This window comes from uncultured Lactobacillus sp. (assembly GCF_947367125.1).
GTDB lineage: Bacteria > Bacillota > Bacilli > Lactobacillales > Lactobacillaceae > Lactobacillus.
The window spans coordinates 1-18,050 of record NZ_CANBCQ010000033.1 but is presented as its reverse complement, the minus strand read 5'-3'; the positions used below and the strand labels follow the sequence as shown (position 1 = coordinate 18,050).

Annotated in this window: 27 protein-coding genes and 4 tRNA genes; all 31 read right to left on the bottom strand. The window is 42.4% G+C overall.

Translation table 11 applies throughout. The annotated features are described in order from the left end of the window. Positions 1 to 40: 40 nt before the first annotated feature. Positions 41 to 163, bottom strand: a complete 123-nt coding sequence (locus Q0Y84_RS09400; RefSeq protein ID WP_256976479.1) for a hypothetical protein — start codon at positions 161 to 163, stop codon at positions 41 to 43. A gap of 79 nt (positions 164 to 242) precedes the next feature. Then, positions 243 to 689 carry a hypothetical protein gene (locus tag Q0Y84_RS09395; RefSeq protein WP_297953019.1) on the bottom strand — a complete coding sequence of 149 codons (447 nt, stop codon included), beginning with the start codon at positions 687 to 689 and terminating at the stop codon, positions 243 to 245. Positions 690 to 709: 20 nt separating this feature from the next. Then, entirely contained in the window at positions 710 to 1,141 is a 432-nt protein-coding gene (locus Q0Y84_RS09390; protein ID WP_297953017.1) for a hypothetical protein, read from the bottom strand. Positions 1,142 to 1,155: 14 nt separating this feature from the next. Then, positions 1,156 to 2,349 (bottom strand): DUF3383 family protein, encoded by a 1,194-nt coding sequence (locus Q0Y84_RS09385; RefSeq protein WP_297953015.1) that lies wholly within the window; start codon positions 2,347 to 2,349, stop codon positions 1,156 to 1,158. Further along, entirely contained in the window at positions 2,349 to 2,924 is a 576-nt protein-coding gene (locus Q0Y84_RS09380) for a hypothetical protein (RefSeq protein WP_297953013.1), read from the bottom strand. Before Q0Y84_RS09380 ends, Q0Y84_RS09385 begins: the two co-directional genes overlap by 1 nt. Continuing rightward, entirely contained in the window at positions 2,902 to 3,303 is a 402-nt protein-coding gene (locus Q0Y84_RS09375; protein WP_297953011.1) for a hypothetical protein, read from the bottom strand. The genes Q0Y84_RS09380 and Q0Y84_RS09375 overlap by 23 nt, the downstream gene beginning before the upstream one ends. Then, positions 3,300 to 3,947: a hypothetical protein gene (locus tag Q0Y84_RS09370; protein WP_297953010.1), complete on the bottom strand. Its 648-nt coding sequence runs from the start codon at positions 3,945 to 3,947 to the stop codon at positions 3,300 to 3,302. Before Q0Y84_RS09370 ends, Q0Y84_RS09375 begins: the two co-directional genes overlap by 4 nt. Further along, complete coding sequence (locus tag Q0Y84_RS09365) at positions 3,947 to 4,348, bottom strand: hypothetical protein (RefSeq protein WP_297953008.1); 402 nt, start codon at positions 4,346 to 4,348, stop codon at positions 3,947 to 3,949. Before Q0Y84_RS09365 ends, Q0Y84_RS09370 begins: the two co-directional genes overlap by 1 nt. Before the next feature lie 14 nt (positions 4,349 to 4,362). Then, positions 4,363 to 5,298: a major capsid family protein gene (locus Q0Y84_RS09360; protein ID WP_297953006.1), complete on the bottom strand. Its 936-nt coding sequence runs from the start codon at positions 5,296 to 5,298 to the stop codon at positions 4,363 to 4,365. Beyond that, the gene (locus Q0Y84_RS09355; protein WP_297953004.1) at positions 5,298 to 5,891 is read right to left on the bottom strand and encodes a hypothetical protein; all 594 of its coding nucleotides are present in this window, start codon (positions 5,889 to 5,891) and stop codon (positions 5,298 to 5,300) included. The genes Q0Y84_RS09360 and Q0Y84_RS09355 overlap by 1 nt, the downstream gene beginning before the upstream one ends. 12 nt (positions 5,892 to 5,903) lie before the next feature. Further along, positions 5,904 to 7,025 (bottom strand): DUF2213 domain-containing protein, encoded by a 1,122-nt coding sequence (locus tag Q0Y84_RS09350; protein WP_297953002.1) that lies wholly within the window; start codon positions 7,023 to 7,025, stop codon positions 5,904 to 5,906. Positions 7,026 to 7,027: 2 nt separating this feature from the next. Next, a complete protein-coding gene (locus Q0Y84_RS09345; protein ID WP_297953000.1) occupies positions 7,028 to 7,396 on the bottom strand; it encodes a LysM domain-containing protein in 369 nt (122 codons plus the stop codon). A 161-nt stretch (positions 7,397 to 7,557) separates the two neighbouring features. Beyond that, entirely contained in the window at positions 7,558 to 8,355 is a 798-nt protein-coding gene (locus tag Q0Y84_RS09340; RefSeq protein ID WP_297952999.1) for a phage minor head protein, read from the bottom strand. Beyond that, entirely contained in the window at positions 8,348 to 9,751 is a 1,404-nt protein-coding gene (locus Q0Y84_RS09335; RefSeq protein WP_297952997.1) for a phage portal protein, read from the bottom strand. The genes Q0Y84_RS09340 and Q0Y84_RS09335 overlap by 8 nt, the downstream gene beginning before the upstream one ends. Positions 9,752 to 9,766: 15 nt before the next feature. Beyond that, positions 9,767 to 11,218: a phage terminase large subunit gene (terL, locus tag Q0Y84_RS09330; RefSeq protein ID WP_297952995.1), complete on the bottom strand. Its 1,452-nt coding sequence runs from the start codon at positions 11,216 to 11,218 to the stop codon at positions 9,767 to 9,769. After that, entirely contained in the window at positions 11,211 to 11,774 is a 564-nt protein-coding gene (locus Q0Y84_RS09325) for a terminase small subunit (protein WP_297952993.1), read from the bottom strand. The genes terL and Q0Y84_RS09325 overlap by 8 nt, the downstream gene beginning before the upstream one ends. A gap of 118 nt (positions 11,775 to 11,892) precedes the next feature. Continuing rightward, entirely contained in the window at positions 11,893 to 12,063 is a 171-nt protein-coding gene (locus tag Q0Y84_RS09320) for a hypothetical protein (protein WP_297952992.1), read from the bottom strand. Continuing rightward, the gene (locus tag Q0Y84_RS09315; RefSeq protein WP_297952990.1) at positions 12,060 to 12,278 is read right to left on the bottom strand and encodes a hypothetical protein; all 219 of its coding nucleotides are present in this window, start codon (positions 12,276 to 12,278) and stop codon (positions 12,060 to 12,062) included. Before Q0Y84_RS09315 ends, Q0Y84_RS09320 begins: the two co-directional genes overlap by 4 nt. Before the next feature lie 273 nt (positions 12,279 to 12,551). After that, the gene (locus Q0Y84_RS09310) at positions 12,552 to 13,223 is read right to left on the bottom strand and encodes a hypothetical protein (protein WP_297952989.1); all 672 of its coding nucleotides are present in this window, start codon (positions 13,221 to 13,223) and stop codon (positions 12,552 to 12,554) included. Then, positions 13,220 to 13,441: a hypothetical protein gene (locus Q0Y84_RS09305; protein WP_297952987.1), complete on the bottom strand. Its 222-nt coding sequence runs from the start codon at positions 13,439 to 13,441 to the stop codon at positions 13,220 to 13,222. The genes Q0Y84_RS09310 and Q0Y84_RS09305 overlap by 4 nt, the downstream gene beginning before the upstream one ends. Before the next feature lie 8 nt (positions 13,442 to 13,449). Then, a complete protein-coding gene (locus Q0Y84_RS09300) occupies positions 13,450 to 13,635 on the bottom strand; it encodes a hypothetical protein (protein WP_297952986.1) in 186 nt (61 codons plus the stop codon). Next, positions 13,635 to 13,823, bottom strand: a complete 189-nt coding sequence (locus Q0Y84_RS09295; protein WP_297952985.1) for a hypothetical protein — start codon at positions 13,821 to 13,823, stop codon at positions 13,635 to 13,637. The genes Q0Y84_RS09300 and Q0Y84_RS09295 overlap by 1 nt, the downstream gene beginning before the upstream one ends. After that, the gene (locus tag Q0Y84_RS09290; protein WP_297952984.1) at positions 13,816 to 14,289 is read right to left on the bottom strand and encodes a hypothetical protein; all 474 of its coding nucleotides are present in this window, start codon (positions 14,287 to 14,289) and stop codon (positions 13,816 to 13,818) included. Before Q0Y84_RS09290 ends, Q0Y84_RS09295 begins: the two co-directional genes overlap by 8 nt. A gap of 75 nt (positions 14,290 to 14,364) precedes the next feature. Beyond that, positions 14,365 to 14,435: transfer RNA gene (locus Q0Y84_RS09285), tRNA-Trp, on the bottom strand. Positions 14,436 to 14,528: 93 nt separating this feature from the next. Further along, positions 14,529 to 14,588, bottom strand: a tRNA-OTHER gene (locus Q0Y84_RS09280). Positions 14,589 to 14,779: 191 nt separating this feature from the next. Further along, a tRNA-Asp gene (locus Q0Y84_RS09275) sits at positions 14,780 to 14,852 on the bottom strand. Between the two features lie 104 nt (positions 14,853 to 14,956). Continuing rightward, positions 14,957 to 15,028: transfer RNA gene (locus tag Q0Y84_RS09270), tRNA-Gln, on the bottom strand. Between the two features lie 1,203 nt (positions 15,029 to 16,231). Further along, entirely contained in the window at positions 16,232 to 16,738 is a 507-nt protein-coding gene (locus tag Q0Y84_RS09265) for an ArpU family phage packaging/lysis transcriptional regulator (protein WP_297952982.1), read from the bottom strand. A gap of 19 nt (positions 16,739 to 16,757) precedes the next feature. Then, positions 16,758 to 17,243 (bottom strand): RusA family crossover junction endodeoxyribonuclease, encoded by a 486-nt coding sequence (locus Q0Y84_RS09260; protein WP_297952980.1) that lies wholly within the window; start codon positions 17,241 to 17,243, stop codon positions 16,758 to 16,760. Next, positions 17,240 to 17,650 carry a hypothetical protein gene (locus Q0Y84_RS09255; protein ID WP_297952978.1) on the bottom strand — a complete coding sequence of 137 codons (411 nt, stop codon included), beginning with the start codon at positions 17,648 to 17,650 and terminating at the stop codon, positions 17,240 to 17,242. The genes Q0Y84_RS09260 and Q0Y84_RS09255 overlap by 4 nt, the downstream gene beginning before the upstream one ends. Before the next feature lie 7 nt (positions 17,651 to 17,657). Continuing rightward, positions 17,658 to 17,942: a hypothetical protein gene (locus Q0Y84_RS09250; RefSeq protein WP_297952976.1), complete on the bottom strand. Its 285-nt coding sequence runs from the start codon at positions 17,940 to 17,942 to the stop codon at positions 17,658 to 17,660. Positions 17,943 to 18,050 lie beyond the last annotated feature (108 nt).

Genomic DNA, 18,050 nt, shown 5'->3' with positions numbered 1-18,050 from the left:
TAAAAAGCCATCAGTTTATTTTCTGATTGACTTCACCTCACTATTTCTTTCCATCGCCCCAGACACCTAGCCCAGTGGCACTTGCTTGCATGTTAAAACGTTGTTTTTCTTCTCTTCGCACGATCTCCCAGTACATATTTAACTGGTTTCTGTTCGCTTTCATGGTTAAATCCAGCGGAATACCGTGCATAGCCAACCTAATGGGGTCTTCCCAACGGTCAGCTGCTTCTTTTAAGTGTTCTTTATTCCAGGTTGCCGTCGATTCCGTCGTTAAGAAAGGAAAGCACTTCACGGGCAACATCTACCCCACCCTTGTGAGTGTCCCAGAAATCAAGGCTCTTAATGCGTGGTTGAACGAATACATCATTATCAACAGCATTGCGTAAAACAAGAGATAACTTAATATCACCGTCACGGGTTGAGTCATCTTCAATCATTGAAGCAACGGCAAAGCCTGGGTATTGAAGCGTCAAAGTGTATTCTTGTGGAGTTCCAGCGTTAAGAGTGATGTCCTTAGTGATACCACGTTGGTTAGGCACGGCACTGGTTTGAAGCTGCTTGTTTCTAGCTGCTAAGACATCAGCCATGCTAATTGGCTTATCTTCTGCCTTTGGTGCTTCTGTTGCTTGTGCGTCAACATTTACAGTAGTTTCTAAGTTTTGGTTTTCAGTGTTAGTAGTGTTGTCCATAAATTTTTACCTCGCTTTAATTAAAGAACTGAATTTTCTACAACGTTTAAGACCTTAACAGTGATGGTTCTTTCTCCGGCTTCGTTTGCGGCACCACCGTCAGGCTTCTTTTGAATATATGCGTGTGCGCCAACGTAGTGACGTGAGCCATCACAAGCGTCAACCGGATAACCACCAACACGGCGTTCATCGGCTAAGTCGTCAATGATCTTGTTAAATGGTGACATTTGATTGATGGTTAAAATAAAGGTACCGCCAGTTTTGTTGCTAATACTTGAGGTACCTGTTCCTTGAGCGTCTTGCTGAACTGATACCAAATCGTTATCGTATGAAAAAGTAAATAGGGTTGTTGCACCATAACCATAAGCGGTCTTACCGTCAATAGTGAAGTAAACATTATTGGCGTCGTAGGTGCCCATTAACCCCGTTTGTGCGTTGTTATGAGCTGTCATCTAATAAGTCCTTTCTAGTTTAAAATCGTGTCTGATTGAACTTCACCATGAACAGTAATGGTGTGGATTGCACCAGAAACGTGGTAAGTGAAACTCAAACCACCATAGTGGCGGTCAGACAAGTCTTGTTGTGATTGTTCACTACGTTGTGAAGTAGTTACGGTGTAATCACCCTTGCCGGTGGTTTCATCAGTTAAGATGATGCCTTGGGCATATGCTTGCTCCATAACTTGTGTAGCAACACCATTGATCCGAGTAATTCCTACTTGGTCATATGAGACCTTGCCATTTTCTTGCAAGAATTGCTCTAACTTGTTTTCCATGTTGGTATTGACCCAGATAATGCCGTGAATGACGTCAATATATTCACCGGACATAGTCCAACCTTCTGACGTTTCACCAACGCCGCTAACTTCCACATATGCGAATGCATGTGCTCTATGGATTGCGGACAATTCATTTGAGGTCAAGACTTCTGGGGTTACACCCTTTAATTGCTTGAACTTCCAGGTCACAGAACCAACGGTCAAGGTAGCAACTGCCCCAACGAGAGCACTGTCCATGTTTTCAGCGGTGTCATGCTTCAAGCCAACGGTGTAATTTTGACCGTAAATCTTGTCGAATTGGGTTACATCGTTGCTTTGAACTACTAAGATGTGGTTCTTGTTGGCTTCGAAAATGTTTGACAGAGCAACTAAGTTGTCGTCAACGTCATTAGATGTACGTACGGCAAAGGTCCAGTTAAAGTACCAGAAAGCCTTCAAAGCGTCGTATGCCTTTGATGGGTCATAGTCCAAAACTGCCACACGGTCGGAGTGGTTAGATTGTGCAAAGTAGGTTTGTGCCTTCTTGTAAACAGCAGTGTCTTCGCCATAGTCAACCGCAACCGCGTCAATGTTCTTGTACTCGCGGTAAATAGCGCCAGTTGCCTTGTCGGTCTTGCGTAATAAGATGCCGTTCATACGGTCTTGTACGCTTAATTGATCTGGCAAGGTGGTTGCTGGCGTAGTTTGTTCGTTACCATCGGGGCTCTTACCGTCTTTGCCATCTGGTTGCGCTGGCATTGGTGCCTTTGCAGTGACAGCATTTAAGATTAAAAGATTACCCAGCCCAACTACTGGACGTGGGTGTAAAACAGAAATAACCACGTTTACGTCGCTGACACGGTCATATGGTGCAACAACAGTGGTTGTCTTAGCATCTGCCATTAAATTTCCTCCTTATTTTTGGACACATTAAAAGCGCTGTCGGTATCACTACCAACAACGCTCGATGTGCCTTTAATTGATTCAATTGTGTAATCCTCGACATTAAAGTTGAGGTCTTTTTCCAAAAACTCAAAGCCACCAGTAACGGTGAAAGAGCAATCAAAACCATAATCGTGGTCATAATTAATGCCCTGCAAGGTGGTTCTGTCGCCCGTGTTACCGATGCTTTGAGGTACTATGTACGCTTGCTTAAAAAACCTGCGATACGGTACTTCGTGGAGTGCTTCAAACAGCTTTCTAGCAAGGTTCATAGCTTGTACGCTCGAATTAGAGTGACAATCAATCTGCATAGTGCAGATATACTGTCTGTGCTTGCCTAGCCAGTCGGCGTTAGGTTCTTGGTCAAAGTCAATCCATTTGAACGTGAAAAACGGATAATCCTCCATTTCGTCAATGTTTGCATCTTCGACCAATTCGCATCCCGTGACCTGATTGACCAGCTTTCCCAGAATATATTGCACTAAGAAATGATCACTCAATACCGGTAAATTGCTAGCCATTAGGGTGCTTGTCATCTCCCTTTAATGCGTAAATGACAACGTCAGAATAGCCTTGAAGGTTAGAATTACCAGTAATTCGGTACTTTTGACCCGGTTGAGACGGCACTTCTACGACCGAGTTCTTGGGATAAAGCTTAGAACTGATCCATAAAAGATCTGCCTGCGCCATCTCACCACCCGTATAAAATTGAGCCATGAAAGAATTTTGCGCATTATTCGGTACAACCGGTTCATATCGTTGTTCCGGTTGCACTTTTGGCGCGTCATCGTCTTCAACTCTTACACCGCCCACGTAGTGAGAGTGAGCCTTTTTTGCTGGGCTGTCATATGGGTAAACGGTTAAGTCAACCCCGAAACTGTCCAGCATATCCGCAAACGGAATATAGAAACTCATAGCGTGCCCCCTGTCATTGGCAAAATTTTCCAAGTAATGCGCTTTTGAAGCTGTCCAGTGTCAACAAGTGGGTTATTAGCCCCACGTTTGTTATCGATGGTCAGCGGCGCGTTACCTGGCTTTGTCCAACGTCTCATTACCTCTCTCATATCACTCACGCCCATGCGTCCTAGCTTTTCAAGCAAGGCTTTACCAGTCTTGCCATCATACATAATCTCTTCAATACCAGCTTTTATATATCGGCGGTATTTTTGACGGTAATCTATGCCGGTTTTCCTGATAAAGGCACGGGCTGGAATGTCTACTTTTTGCATCAGATAGAAATATGTGACCAATTTGCCGTCTTGATTGACAGCCGCAATGTGCTTTCCCTTAGGGATGAACAACTGATACTTATTTCTAACGTCTTTTGCAGTAACGTTTTTCCCGAACTCTTTAATAGCTTGCCTTGACGGAATCCATAAGAAGCCGCTGGCGTTTTTAGGGCGAATGTGTGCCCCATACTCGTTGGCTCTTACGATCGTCAAAAGCAAGCTATTTTCATCGCTGAAAAAGCCAATTACTACTTGATGATGATTTAAGTAGTCCATTTCTTTCGTGATATGATCTAGCCTATTTTCGATTTCTTCAAAACTGTCAGCCATTAGTGTTGCACCAATCCATATCTTGTAATGCTCCCGTTGCCGTAAAGGTTATACAGCCATAAATATAGCTGCCCCCACGGCGAACGCTGAAACAGTTTAAGCTTGCTGACATCTGCATATGTACGCTTCAATACTGAAACTTGTTCGCTGGTGACATTAACCCCACCATCGCCCATAGCCTTGTTAATCGTGATTAAATGCAAGGCTAAGTATTGCGTAGCCATGTCACGAGCTTTGATAGTCTCACCATCGTTGTTCTTGGCAAGCTTTGGAAAACCATCAGCCATTGCTATTTGATAAGCATTAGTCAAAAGCCCATTTAGCGCATCATCGGACAGTTTAGAAGTTAAATCTGGGCTTAATTGCTTCACAGCATTAAGCATGTCTTGTAAATCGTCCATAGGCTACCTCCGAGCTAGGCTTTCTTTGGGTCGTTGATACCGTGCAATTGTACAAATGCGTGTGGGTAGTACATCACAAGACCACCAAGACGTTCAGTGTAAGGTACTGTGGTACGTCCTGAATGGTATTCTTGTGGTAATTGATGAACTTGTTGAGCCACTGGAATTTGTACAATATCGGCGTCATTCAAGAAGATATAACCCATATCTTGCTTATTGCCGTTAGAGCCAAAGTTTTGGTGTTCAAGTTCAGGAACTGCCTTAATGTCTTTAAACCATGGTCTAATCATTTGCAATACAGTCATTTGTGGGTTGTATTGGTTATAAGGCATGTCAAGCTGGTCAATTGCGCTTTGTGGCAAGGCTAAAATTGGTTGAGCATTTGAATAACCAGCCAAGTGTGTAATCTTGCTCTTTGCGTCTTTGAGCCAATTTCTAATCTTTAAGTTGTTGTCTGGATCGTCAGCAAGTGCATCAAATGTAACCGGTGCGGTTGATTCTTGCACGCCCAACTTAGAAACTGGGTCAGTCAAGCCATTAATGTTAAGTGCTGGGTTTGAATTATGAAGCCCATTAAAAATAAGCTTGTTTTCGGCTTCTGCTAGCGCTCTACGGGCTCTTGTTGCCATTGGCGTTAAGATGTCCATGCCTACTTGTTGAGCTTCACCAAGTTGTTGACGTGAGTATCTAACCGCAATCGCAATATCGGTCAAGTTGGATGCTGATTCGGTTACATTCATGTCAACTACTGGGATATCGTCGGCACCGTCAACATAGTGTGCGGCTTGACCGGCGGTAGTCATTACCTTGTATGTGGTTTGCTTAGTCCATGCTGGAACGCTAAAAGTATGGAAAAGAGACATAGCTGTTAATTCTCGTTCCTTTGGGGTCTTAATAACGTTGTCAACATAGGTAAGTTGTTCACGCGTTAAATAGTCCTTATTCGCCATTATTTACCTCCGTTCTTGTTGTCTGTGCCAGTTGTTGAACCCGTTGATAGGGATGCCGGCTTTGGGTCAACTGCTGGTGTGCTAGGTTGGTCAACTTGTGGCGCGTTAGCATTTTGCAAACCTGAACCTGTAACAGCCGTATTAGAAAGCTGGATACGGGTTTGCATGCGTGCGGTGCCACCTTTATTGCCGGAGCCTAAAAAGACGCCAACGACTGTATCGTTAGCGCCTGCTGGCTTGAAATTACCGTCCTTATCAACGGCGGCATTCTCGTTTTCATTTACATCTTCATTGATTGGTACTTGAATAGTTCCTTCACGAACTACGCCAAACAATTCACCGGTTTGCCACTTGTCAGCGTCAATGTTTTCTTGTGTCAAATGGTCGGCATTTAAATAAGTTCTGCGTAAAGCCACGCCGAAAATATTTCCGCCGGTTGCTGGAACTACTAAACCATCTTTAATTGCGACGCCTTGACCGAAGCCGATTGGTGCTCCTGCTTTTTCGGTGTTGATTGTTGCGCGCTCAATGGTTGCTAATTGACCTGGTGCAAGTTCACCAGTGTTGTAAAGTTCTCCATCTGGAATTGCCATTTAATTACCTCCTTAGGCTAAGTGGTAGCGGTCTTTTGCGGGTTTATTGTCTACGCTGTCTGTCTTGACATTGGTTTCAATACCCGTGTAACCAACTACGCCAGAGTTATTGCGGTTCTTGATTGAGTCAAAATAAGCGTCAATGTAATCGTCTGATTTATCGCTTAAATCAACAGAATCAGTCTTGCTGATAGCTTCTAGCTTCATTTCTTTTGGAGATTTGCCTTTGAAATCAAAAGAATCGCCGACATATGGCTTAACTTCATCAATAAGCGCCATACGATCAGCGATTGCTTGATCGAGTGCATCCCCTTCAAACTTCTTCTTAAATTCGGCCAATTCCTTTTCAGCGGAATCAGCCTTGGCTTGTGCTTCGTCAGCGGATTTCTTGCTTGCATCAGAACCACCCTTTAACTTGTCGCGTTCAGCTGTCAAAGCCTTAATTTGGGCTTCAAGTTTGGCAATTTTTGAGTTATTAGCCTTGTTGTCAGCGTCAAGCTTTAAAATCTTGTCTGCGTCGGCGGTTGCAACGGTTACGTCGGCACCGTCTAAGCGAATCTTTGTTGTGTCCATTGATGTTCCTTTCTCTTGTGAGTCATCTATAACCATCTCTGCGCTGTCCCCTGTGAGTCGCACTGAGTGACCAGCTCGACCACGACGGACAACCGCAACGTGGTTAATTTGAATATTTTTTTGTGCAGAATCGTACTGCATGCCCTTATAAGTGCCTTTTACCGGCACTAAGTCAGTTTGAAAACCTATTGAAAGTTCTTGTTTGCCGCCTTGAATTTCTTTAATTAGCGCGCTATCTGTGATAGTCATGTCAACTTTCATCTTGTCGCCGTCAACATGAGCGTTATTTGCGGTAAAGCCTTTCATATATCGACCTGTATTGGTCGTGTTCACTGATTCTGGTGGGTGATCATCCGTAATGGGCTTTGAATTGGCGCTCTCAACAGCGGAATCAGTTAATAGATCATCTGGAAGCTTGGCTTCCATCGTGACTTTGCCGCCACTGTCGATATATGGAAAAACACCCACACGGGCAATCGGTACGTCTTTCACGCGTAAAAAACCAGTTTGCGAATCAACAGAAAATTTGTTGATTGTCGCTGTGTCATACCGTGTCAGCATAGCTATTCACCTACTGGCACTAATACCGGTTCTTTGGGGATGTACAATGTTTGCTTTGGCTTAACTCGCATGGTGTCCTTAGGAACATGGTTGAAATAGCGTAATTGTTGCAAAGCAACCTTGTATTTTTGAGCAACATCAAATAGAGACTCACCGTCTTGTACGGTGTACTGTTCGCAGCCTGTATAATCGAACATCCCTTTAGGGTCTTTTACTTCTACCACTGGCTTCACCTCCTTTGCTACTGGAATAGGCTTTTCTACCTTTGGAGCTACCTCCACGCTTTTAGGCTTAAAAGCATTAATTGCTTGCTTAGTTTCTTCATTGGTTAAATTGGTTGAAACTGGTTTAATTTCGTTTGAATCTGCCATAAAATCCTCCTAAAATTTCACAAAGTAAGAATGTTGATTTGACGGGCTTGAATGAACTTTGCCCCTACGTGGGTAACAAAGATTTTTTCACAAAGTCTGCTAATTTTGGGGCACAAAAAAAGCGCCCCCTCGCATTGAGGAAGCGTTCCAGTTTTATTTAATTAATCTACTGCCTCTTGATAGCAACGACATCGGATTGGCTCGCCAGGTAGCTGACCGTTGTCCCCACCGTTAGGGTCATCATACTTAAATTCTTTGCCATCTAATTCACGATGTTTTGGTCTTACCCGTTTGTCCTCCATTGATCGCCAGATATAGCGCGTTGAGCCTGCTTGCTGATTACGGTAAGCATCAATCTGGGCTAGTATTTTGCCCGTCTGGTCGGTTGCTATCAAGTCAGCATGTTTTAAAGCCATACCAGTGCGTTGACTGATAGCGTGAGTTATATCGGTAAGACCACCGCCAGCGTTAATATTACGGTAAATATCACCTTTTAGCTGATCGATGTATCGTCCTTGCATGGTTTTGATCAGTTGGGTATTTTCTAAGATCTTGCCCCACGTATACTCACGCAATTTTGCGTTATCTCTTAGCGGATTAAGCGCATAAGGTCCAATTTTCGTTTGAATTGCTACTTGATGGGTTCGTGTTTTGTTAGCACTAAACTGACTTACCGCATAAACAAACCGCATTGTCATGTCATGCAAAATCTGATCTGTGACCGTATTTTCCATGTTAATCGATATCAAATTTAAGGTTTGCTGTACGTAATTTGTCCAATCTGGTTGACGTGAATTATCCGCATCTGTGAGCATTTTAGTCCCATTAATAAGATAATGCCTTAGATGAACATCAACCGCTCTGAGGGCTATTTTTTGCCATTCTCGAATGAGTTTGGACATATCTCGGTAATATGACCGTTCAATCTTCAATGGATAGCCATTTCTTCGCCTAGCCATCGGGATGCGCCTTTTCTAAGTCTTTGTAGTACTGTTCAATTTGATCTTGCGTGTATTGAGATTCAACATCGTCAATGCTATCAGTAACATTCGCGTTATTCTGCATCCCTTGAATAGCGTTGTTGCCTTGGCCATTAAACATATTGCGAACTTCGTCAGGTGCAAAAATACCGTTTGTGACCAGTGTTCCGGCTGCATTTGCGTGGTTGACCAGTGTTTCGCTTTGCGTCTTGTCGTCCGGTGTCCATAGCGGATTAAATTCGATGTGCCACTCTAAGCTGTCTGGGTCTAAATAGCCACCAAACTCTTTTGAGTACATCAGCAACCGCACAATATTCATGATTTCGGGCTTCAAAATCTGCTCTTGTAAGGCTTTCACACTGTCATAGTAATTTTGTACGTCTTGCCCTGCGCCTGCTAGGGTTCCGGACTGTTCACCCGTTAAAACCGATTTAGGGATGTTTGACGCTGTTGAAAGGTCTTGCCACAAGTAATCAAGTAAGACATTCATGCCACCAGTTGGCGTTGCTAGCTTGGTCACGGTGTCATCGTTACAAATGAACATCATAGCTTCGGTGTTTGCTACGCGTGCTAATTCGTCTTTGTCGTGTCTGAACTGGTCTAATGGCTCATTCATCAGCCTATCAGATTGAAAGACCTTAAACGTAAATTCTCGTAGCATTTTACCCACTGATTCGGTAGCAATCGCCATGTTATTGAGTTGCTTTTCACAACGCTTGATAATCGATGTTCCTGTTTGATCATCGTCAAACTTGTCTAAACTGATGCGACTATACCTGGTAGCATCAAGAACAATTGCATTTTCGTCTTTGATTTCTTGTGTTGGATTACCGTACCTGTCTAATGTGGTGGCGGCTTGTTTGGGCTGAATCTTCAATTTTGACTCTTTGCCGTAGTCGTCGCTTGTTGGATCATCGTCAGTTAGATAGCTTTGTACATTCTTTTGACCGAATGCGTGCAATGCTACCACACTCTCGATGTTTTCAGGGTCAAGAGGGTCAAATGTACCTGTTGGATTTGTCTCTTTAACTAGGTAGGCTATATAGCCATCTCCGTGCTTGCGTTGATATATGATTTGCTGAGATAAAACCTGTTGCGTTTTCAAGTCATTTAAGCGATTTTGATACATCTCTTGTAAATCTGGCTTGCCTGGAATGACTAAACGGAATCCGTTTCTTGTAGCATCCTCTGCGACCTTTGAGACCATCTTATGAGCGATAGCATCATATTTGTATCGGTCGTCTAAGGCTTCATAGTCCTGTGAGTGATCGGCTGTTTTCCATGCGATTGACTCATAATCAGTCGTAGGGCTTAGATCAAGCGAATCAGACCGCACAACTGGCGTTTTGAAGTGCCTTATTTTCTTTTTGGCCATTGACATCCTCCTTTCCTAGTATCTAACAATTGGACCACCAAACTTTGTGTTAAGCCGACGTAATGCGTATACCATAGAGTCCACATTGTCATCGTGCGCCATGTTTGGAAAGCCCAAAATTTCGGCAATCCAGTCTTTAACTTCTGGGTGCCATGCTGGGTGTGGTATATAGACCTGTCCAGCTTCCCACATTGGAGACACTGATGCCGCACGTGCTTCCTTGCTGTCTGCACCTGGTGAAACTGGCATAATTCCTGGAATCTCACGTCTAAGCGTGTCAATGATTGCCGGACCGTTTGCCTTGTCCTCCACTAGCTTTACAGTAGCGTCAGGATACATGCGGGACATAGCTCTAATAGTGTCTAGCGTCTCAGTAAAACTTAAACGCTTGTGGCACCAGTTAGGGCGCAGGTAGCAATTGGCACCACGCCTTGACCAAACTTGACCAGCCACAAAGTCGTCATTAGCCTTGCTTTTAAAAGTTGCATCCCATGCTTGAACTGTTTGATCTAGGTGACGTGGTAGAATCACCGCATCTTTATCGGTTAATCCTAGCCTTACCTGCGTTTCTCTGCTGTCCACGTAGTACTTAACCCATTCATCTTTGAAGATGTTACCGCCCTCGATAATTGGGCTCTGCTGGTAAAGTGCGGTGAACTTGACCGTACCCATGTCATGCTTGTGTGTTTCCAGCTCTTCTAGCGTGTGCAACTCTGGACACAGCGGCTCTCCGTTGCGGCGTCCAATTGCGTCTGTTGTCCCTGCTGGGATGTCCTCCGCAATCGCTGGCAACTTGATTTCTTCCCATGGTAGGGATGACTCAGATAGCAAGCGCCCTGCTAGGTCGTCTGTTTGCCATCTGGTCATGATCACGATAACTGAGCCGCCTTTTTGCAGACGTGGGTAAAATGTCAAATTCCATTCGTCCCAGATTTTATCTTTGACGGTCATAGAGTGGGCTTCTTCCGCGTTTTTTACGGGGTCGTCAATAACCAACAAGTCGGCACTCATACCAGTAGCACCACCAAGAACAGAAGTAGCATAAAAGCCACCTCTGTGGTCTTGTACGGTGAATGTCTGAGCTGTGTTCTTGCCTGTCTTTAAACCGAACAGTGAACCTGACCAATCAGAAAAAGCACGCCTGTTGCTTGCCGCAAACTGACTATATAAGTCTTGTGAGTAAGCGACTATCATGGCGTGCTTATCTGGGTATTTCATCAAGTAATAACTTGGAAAAGTTTTTGTTATAGTTAGGCTCTTCCCATGCTGTGGCGGCATAGAAATTATGTAAAAATGCTGTTCACCGTCCGCTATCTTTTGCAGTTTCTCGGTGATCAGCTTGGTATGTGGGTACATACGCATACTTGGATTAGCCAGCAAAAAGTAATCACTGTAACTTCGCCTTGCAAGTGATTCCTTTGCAGCCAATGCAATTCCGTTCTTTTCGGCGGCTGTCAGCTTAATCATCTTTTTCACCTGCTAGCTTTGCTAAGTTGCGTAACTCCTCAGTGCTTAGCTTGTCCATCTTCTCACGGGTCTTATCAGCAACCGTATGGAGTTGTTCTGCTTGTGCCTTTGCTACCTGTGCCTCTGCTTGTGCCTTAATGGCTTCGGCTTGTGCCTTCTTTATCTGTGCCTTATCAGCATCAGAAACGGGATAACGTTTCAATATCGAGTCATACGCTGTTTGTATCTCTTTGATAGTCGGATAAATTTCACGATAAACCGGTTCTCCCGTAGCTTTATCATCACCGACATACGCCTTTGCTTTTGCTTCACCCCGTGCAATAGCTGTAATGCCTTGAAGTGCCTCGCTAGCCTTCATAATCTTGTCATCTTCGAGCTTCTGCATTTGAGCGTCAACACGGGCTTTGATTGTAGTATTTTGTAGTAATTTATTAGCATTGGTGTGAGCGTATTTTTCGCTGTATCCCGCCTTAATAGCGGCATCTGTGGCGTTGCCGGTCTTAATGTATTCATCGGCAAACCTCTTCTGTTTTACTGTCAGCTTTTGACCACTCAACCGGCTTCACCTCCAAACCTACTTGCCGTAATTAAACTTAAAGAAATAAAGAGAAGCATCCCATTTGTCATAATGTGGATGCTCTTCTAATTCATTAATTATTTCTTTAATATCTGAATCATTCATCTTTATAAAATAGTGCTGCTATAAGCAAAACAATAAGTAGTATCAATGCTAGTACGACATATGCCAATGCTGGCGTAAATACTAACCACCAAGACCACGGAAAGTATCCCATGACCTTAGCAACTGCAAAAATAAGTGTTAATAAAATAGCTAACCATTTCATGCACAATACCTCGGAAAATTAATATCTTGTGTCTTAATGGCTTCTTTTGCTACCTGCTGAGGATCTTCACACGTACCATCCGCAATCCCTCTTAATATCTTTAAATAAAGCTCATCCTCCAAAACATGAGCCGCTTCGAAATCGCTACGACTATCTTTAATGCTATCTACCCATTTTTTAACTTCGTTTACGCGTTTTATCTTGTAATTTTCCATACTTTAAAATCCTTTTTGAGCATAAAAAATAAACGTCACCTTTTGGCAACGCCTATTCATGCCAATTAAATCTATACCTGTCTATATATTTGGCGGCTCTGGTTTCCTTGTCAAGCCCTTCTTGAATTCAAATGATATATATGTATTTATAGGTACATGTATATCTGAACTAACACACTGATCCAACGGTATTGTAAGTTCTGCTGCATCACTATCGTACGGTGCCAGCATCCACTTGCCATGACCTTCTTTGATGTATTTCATAATTGTCTCCTACTTGTAAGGAATACCAACGGCATCATTAATCGTTTTAAAGTAGGTATTGCCACTTTTATCTGTAATAGCTACAGTCCAAACAACGTTTAACTTAGCACCATAAGCATTTTCTCTTAAATTATGCTCAGTGATACGTTGATTAGCAGTTTTTCCATAGCCGTTGATTACATAAAAACTAGTTTCATTTTCGTTAATCGATTCAACCTGAAACGGTAGCGTGTAACCATCATTTTTAGAGATCGATACCATGCCGTGCGGTAATTGAGAGTAACTCAAATTTACTGAATCTTGTCGTACGGCGTTGTATTGTGTCTTACTTGATGAAATTGACACATCAGAATACACATTGTTAATACCCAGCTTCAAATTAGGATTATCTGATACTGGTTTAAGAGATAAGATCACCTTTTCAGTATTGGTAAACCGCCAGTTATGTACATAACGCTTTTCAATGCCATATTTAGCTACAAAATTAATCTTCTCACCATTGAAAGTTACTGAATGATTGATTTTCGTGTAACTCATAGCAGGATCTTTTACATGCTTCACGTTTTTACCCATCGTGGCATCAGTTTGACCCTTTAAAGTTTCACCAGAATCCTCACTACAGCCTGCTAATGCAAAACAAGCAGATAATAACAATGCTGACGTAATTAATTTCTTCTTCATAGCAGTATTTTCTCCCATTTATCGATAAATTGCTGTGGTGTCATACCAGTTTCAGCAATGAACCATTTTTCAAGATCAGGGCAATCATGCGTTAAGCAGTAATGTGCTCTTAGTATCTGTCGCTCCAATAATGAGCCCGTAAACGGATTTTTAGTTTCGTGGTATGATCTATGCTTACGTTTGCAAGCCTGCCCTATAAGCTTGTTTTCTTGTGTCATGGGGTGTCTTAGTCCTTCCAACAGTTATCATGCCTTTCAATATATTCAGCTGGCATCATGCCCGCTTTTTGCTTAAATGCAATAAATTTAACCATGTCAACCGCTTTATTACGTTGGTTGTACTTTATAAGTTGCTTAGCTTCTTCAAGCAGCGCATGGTGTTTTCTGAGTTGGTAATACTGATCTGGTGTCATTAGAACAAGTCCTTTTCACTACCAAATTCTTGGCTACACTTTTCAATTTGTTTGGTCACTTCATCATTAATTTCTTTAGCGAGTGACTTAGCTTTGCGGTACTTAAACGTGCTGTACACCTGCTTAATATCGTCTGAATAAACAACACCGACAACTACGCCACCAATAAAAGCAATTAATTTATTCATTTTCATCATCCTCCACACTTAAATCTTCAATGCGCATGTCTAAGACATTGACCACGGTCATCATTGCATTGCGTTGGATTTTTAATAATTTAACTTGGTAGTCTGATACTCCTAACGGATTGATAATCTTGCTATCGAGTTTCAGCAAGTTATCTTGTAAATGCTGCTTTTCATCGGTTAATTTGCTAACTAATTCCTTATTTTGCATGGTCTTTTCGTCCTCTCGATGTAAAAATGTGCTCTCGTAATCCTCAACACTTGGTACAACTGATTCAGGTATAGGAACAATTAGTTCTGGTTCATCTTGTTCATCCTGCTTAATCTCAGCTTCTTTAATGTCTTCTTCTGGTGGGCGATACTTCGATTTATGCCAAAAGTCGCCATTCATTTGTGTAAATTGTCTATTTTTCTCATAAATCCACTCAGCCAGCGATTTGTCTGGCTTATCTGGTTTCTTGTGATACATGTTTAAGCTCCTAAAAATGCAAAAAAGGCATCGCACATTACGTGTGATGTCTTCAATGTGTATTTAGTTTTATGACAGACTCGCTAGGGCTCGAACCTAGATTACTAGTTTTGGAGACTAGCCGCTTACCAATTAGCTACAAGTCTAGGGGCCCGTAATGATACGGGCAGTAGCGAAATACTACTAGGAAAAGAAATGAATAATAACTTAAATAGATGTATGAGCCGTAAAAGGCTCAATGGGAGATGCAGGACTCGAACCTGCGACACGTACGGCTCTACCAACTGAGATAACCTCCCCCATGGGACGCCAGCCACTTCCGGTGAATTGCTAATTACGAGATGACCTTATCCTTTCTCTACCCAATATGAGGCAAGCTGCTTGCATTGAGCTCCACCTTTACAGTTCTATGACTCTTAGCCCTTTTCTGCTCTGCTTTATGTCGGAATGCTGACGTCTTCCACCGACTTTGACATAGAACCAACCTCAACGGTCTGTATCGGAATTGAACCGATGCTTCCGCATAGACAGTGCGGCGTCCTAGACCTCTGGACTAACAAACCATGTGCACGCCTGTGCGTGACTAACTTAACCTTGATGCAAGACTGGTTATTACCTCACATCTTCGCTTTATTTTCTACCGTCGCTAGCTCTCCGAACCGACGAATAGGAATAGCTGGACTCGAACCAACAAATTGCGGGACCAAAGCCCGTTGCCTTACCTTTTGGCTATATTCCTAGTTATGCGGGTGGCTATTAACCACTTAAGCTTGTTAAATCGTTAATTATTCGGTCACAAGTTTAAGCAAGTCGCAATATAAGGAGCGACCTCATACCTCTTGCTCAATTTAATTCTTGGTGAGGGTTTATCCTCCAACTTTCACCCAACAATGCGAATTAGATTTAAATTCAGATTTTAATTCTTACCTAATTGTATGCATATTATAGGTTCCACGGTTTGGGCTACTTGTACGGCACGTATCAGTTATACCCACATCTCTGCAGATCATCGTGGACCGAGATTTTAGTTTACATTTACCTCGTGGTTCCCTGGTATGTCTGCCAGATTAGCGTGAGGCTGCTTTATGCAGAGCGCCTAAATCTCCGCCGGCAATTGTAATCTCGCTGATATTGTGCCTACCTTATCAATAATTTAATGCTTTCTTATCCAGCCATCGACACCTATTCCCTTTTCGGTGTAGGTCAACCAAAGCTACTACCCTTTGGTTTGTCTGAAACTCAGCCGGTATCCCGACTGAAGGTCGCTGTCGCTTTATAGATTGTATAGCGTGAGCCCTGTCACGGGTTTATACACACGCTTCCGCATATAAGCAGTGAAGGGATTCAACCTTCGCACGTGACCAACTTGGTCATCATAACGAAACATTATGAAATCTTGATGTTGCAACATTTTCAAGTGTTAAACTCAAAAACATCAAGAAGTGAAATTATTAATTTGAATTGAATTTAACGTGCGTCAACACTACTGCTTAGCATATGAATTTATTATCAATTATGTAATAGACAATTGAATGAATGCCGGTTTTCCGCGCCGGCTAAGAGCTAGTGAGGATTCGAACCTCTGCCATACCAGACATATCGAAAAAAGCATATGGCATTACCAGCTACTAGCTCATAGCGCACCGCATGTGCGGTGCCAAACGGACAGTTTTTGAATGATAAATTTAAATTATATACAGAGTGCCCGAATTAACGGGCTACAATAGCATCGGGAATCGAACCCGGTCCAAGACGCCAGCCGCTATTACTTTTAAGAAAAACCTTTTAATTGGAGGTTTTTTAATAATGGTTCATCAGTTAAAAATAAATTACCACTACTTCTGCTATCGAAAATTCCCTTTTCCTAAATTTTCGACAATACTATAATACAGCCATTTCACTCCGAGCGATCTCCGATAAAACTCTGACCAAACTCCGTTTTTTATTTATAAGAATGTAAGTCTTTAAGGTACGGCACGTTATACCAGTTCTTCCACTTTTCAAACCTATCAGCAAACTCACACAAGGCTTGACGCTTCTTAACGAAGTACTGACTATCTTCATAGCCTAGCTCGCCCTGCACTTTATAGTCATCTTCATGTTGCAGGTATACCTTGGCTAAAATATCTTGGTATGGGGTACGTCCGCCATTTCTACAATTTATGATAGATTTATAGATAGCCTTACATGCTTGTTCTGCCTCGATGATGCGGTTGAAGCTTGACTCAGTATGATTTACCCCGCCGTGCGCTGAAACGCCTGACGCGTCCATTTTAGGGCTAGATAAGTGTGAATCATCAACGACAGACAGATCAGAAGCATTTAACCCTGCGAAATTTTGGTAACGTTCGAAATCAAACGTCAGAAAATTTCTCACGTTTCTTGCGGTCTCTCTTGCGTCAACCTTTAAACTGTCATCTAGTGCCATTTGTTCTGTTCTATCTGTCATCCTCATATCACTCCATTAATTAATCTTCCCATGTAACTGTTACCTCAACATGGGGATGCATTGAATACCATTTTTCCACGCTGTGCGTAACAATTAATTTATCGTCTTCATAAAATCCATCTTGCAGCACCATCTTTTTGTGTAGCGCTTTGTTTAATTTCATCTTTGGGTTCATCCCATCAAAGATTATTTTTGCGATGTTGTCGCTATCTGGCTTCTTTGTGGGGCGTTCTTTGCCTTTTAAGCATAATTCCCTATGCTTTTTAGAAAAGCTCTTAGGGATACCAAAATAAGCTTTTATGGACACGCCACACTGTGAGCTGATTGGCTCACTTATCTTGTGTTCTTTTCTGGCGTAAACTGCAAAATATCTCACAATGTCCTCATATCGGTGCGTTTTTGCTGGTGTGTAAGTTCTAACACCACCAGCCCTGCGAACTGTCCGCGGGCGTTCCTTGCTTTGTGGCTCACCAGGTACTACAAACTTGATGCAATTGACTGTCATTCTTTCACCAGCTTTGCAATTCTCTTTAAAGCATCGTTAAAATGCTCATCATTTCTGCTTCGATAGCTAGACGCTTTCAAGCCACTAATAAGCGTGGCCAGCGCCTTGATGTCCTGGTCTTGTCTTGTCTGATCTTCAATAACAAGGTCATGCAACTCGGTCATTTTCCTTGCTATGGCATTGATAGATTTAGCATTAGCTACTTCACTTTTTTGTACTTGAATCAGTGATTTTTGAAGCTGATCTTGCTCTTCTGATAGAATCAATTGTCTTTTAAACAAAATGTCCATATTTTTATTGATTGCACGTGAGAATCTTATATTCTGACGTGTGGAGATAAAAATTAAAATCACTAATGCAAATGACATAATCACATTAATTATTGTCAGTATTTCATCTATCGACATATATTCCCTACTTTCTGCTAAAAATCATGTAAGCTTCATCAGGCTTGATCTTAGTTAATCTGTCTAAGTCAACATCTTCGTTATCTGCCTTAACCTGTCTTACTGCCTTCTCAATTGAATATGTCATTGGTGTAGTTCTACCCGTTTCAATACACTCAATTACGAAGTAATCAGAGTGGTTTACTTCTAACACGCGATAATGCGTATTAGTTGACCAAGAATAGAAATAGTCACCTGCTTCTAGTTCGTCCAAACTGCAATACAGCTTTTTCAAGTCATTAAACAGTTTCATCTTTGTATTGCTCCTTTAGTTGCCTCAATTCCCATGAAAAGCCTGAAATAGCCTCCATAGCCTTGGTCATTTGCTTTACACTATCGTAAACGCCGTGAAAATTAATGT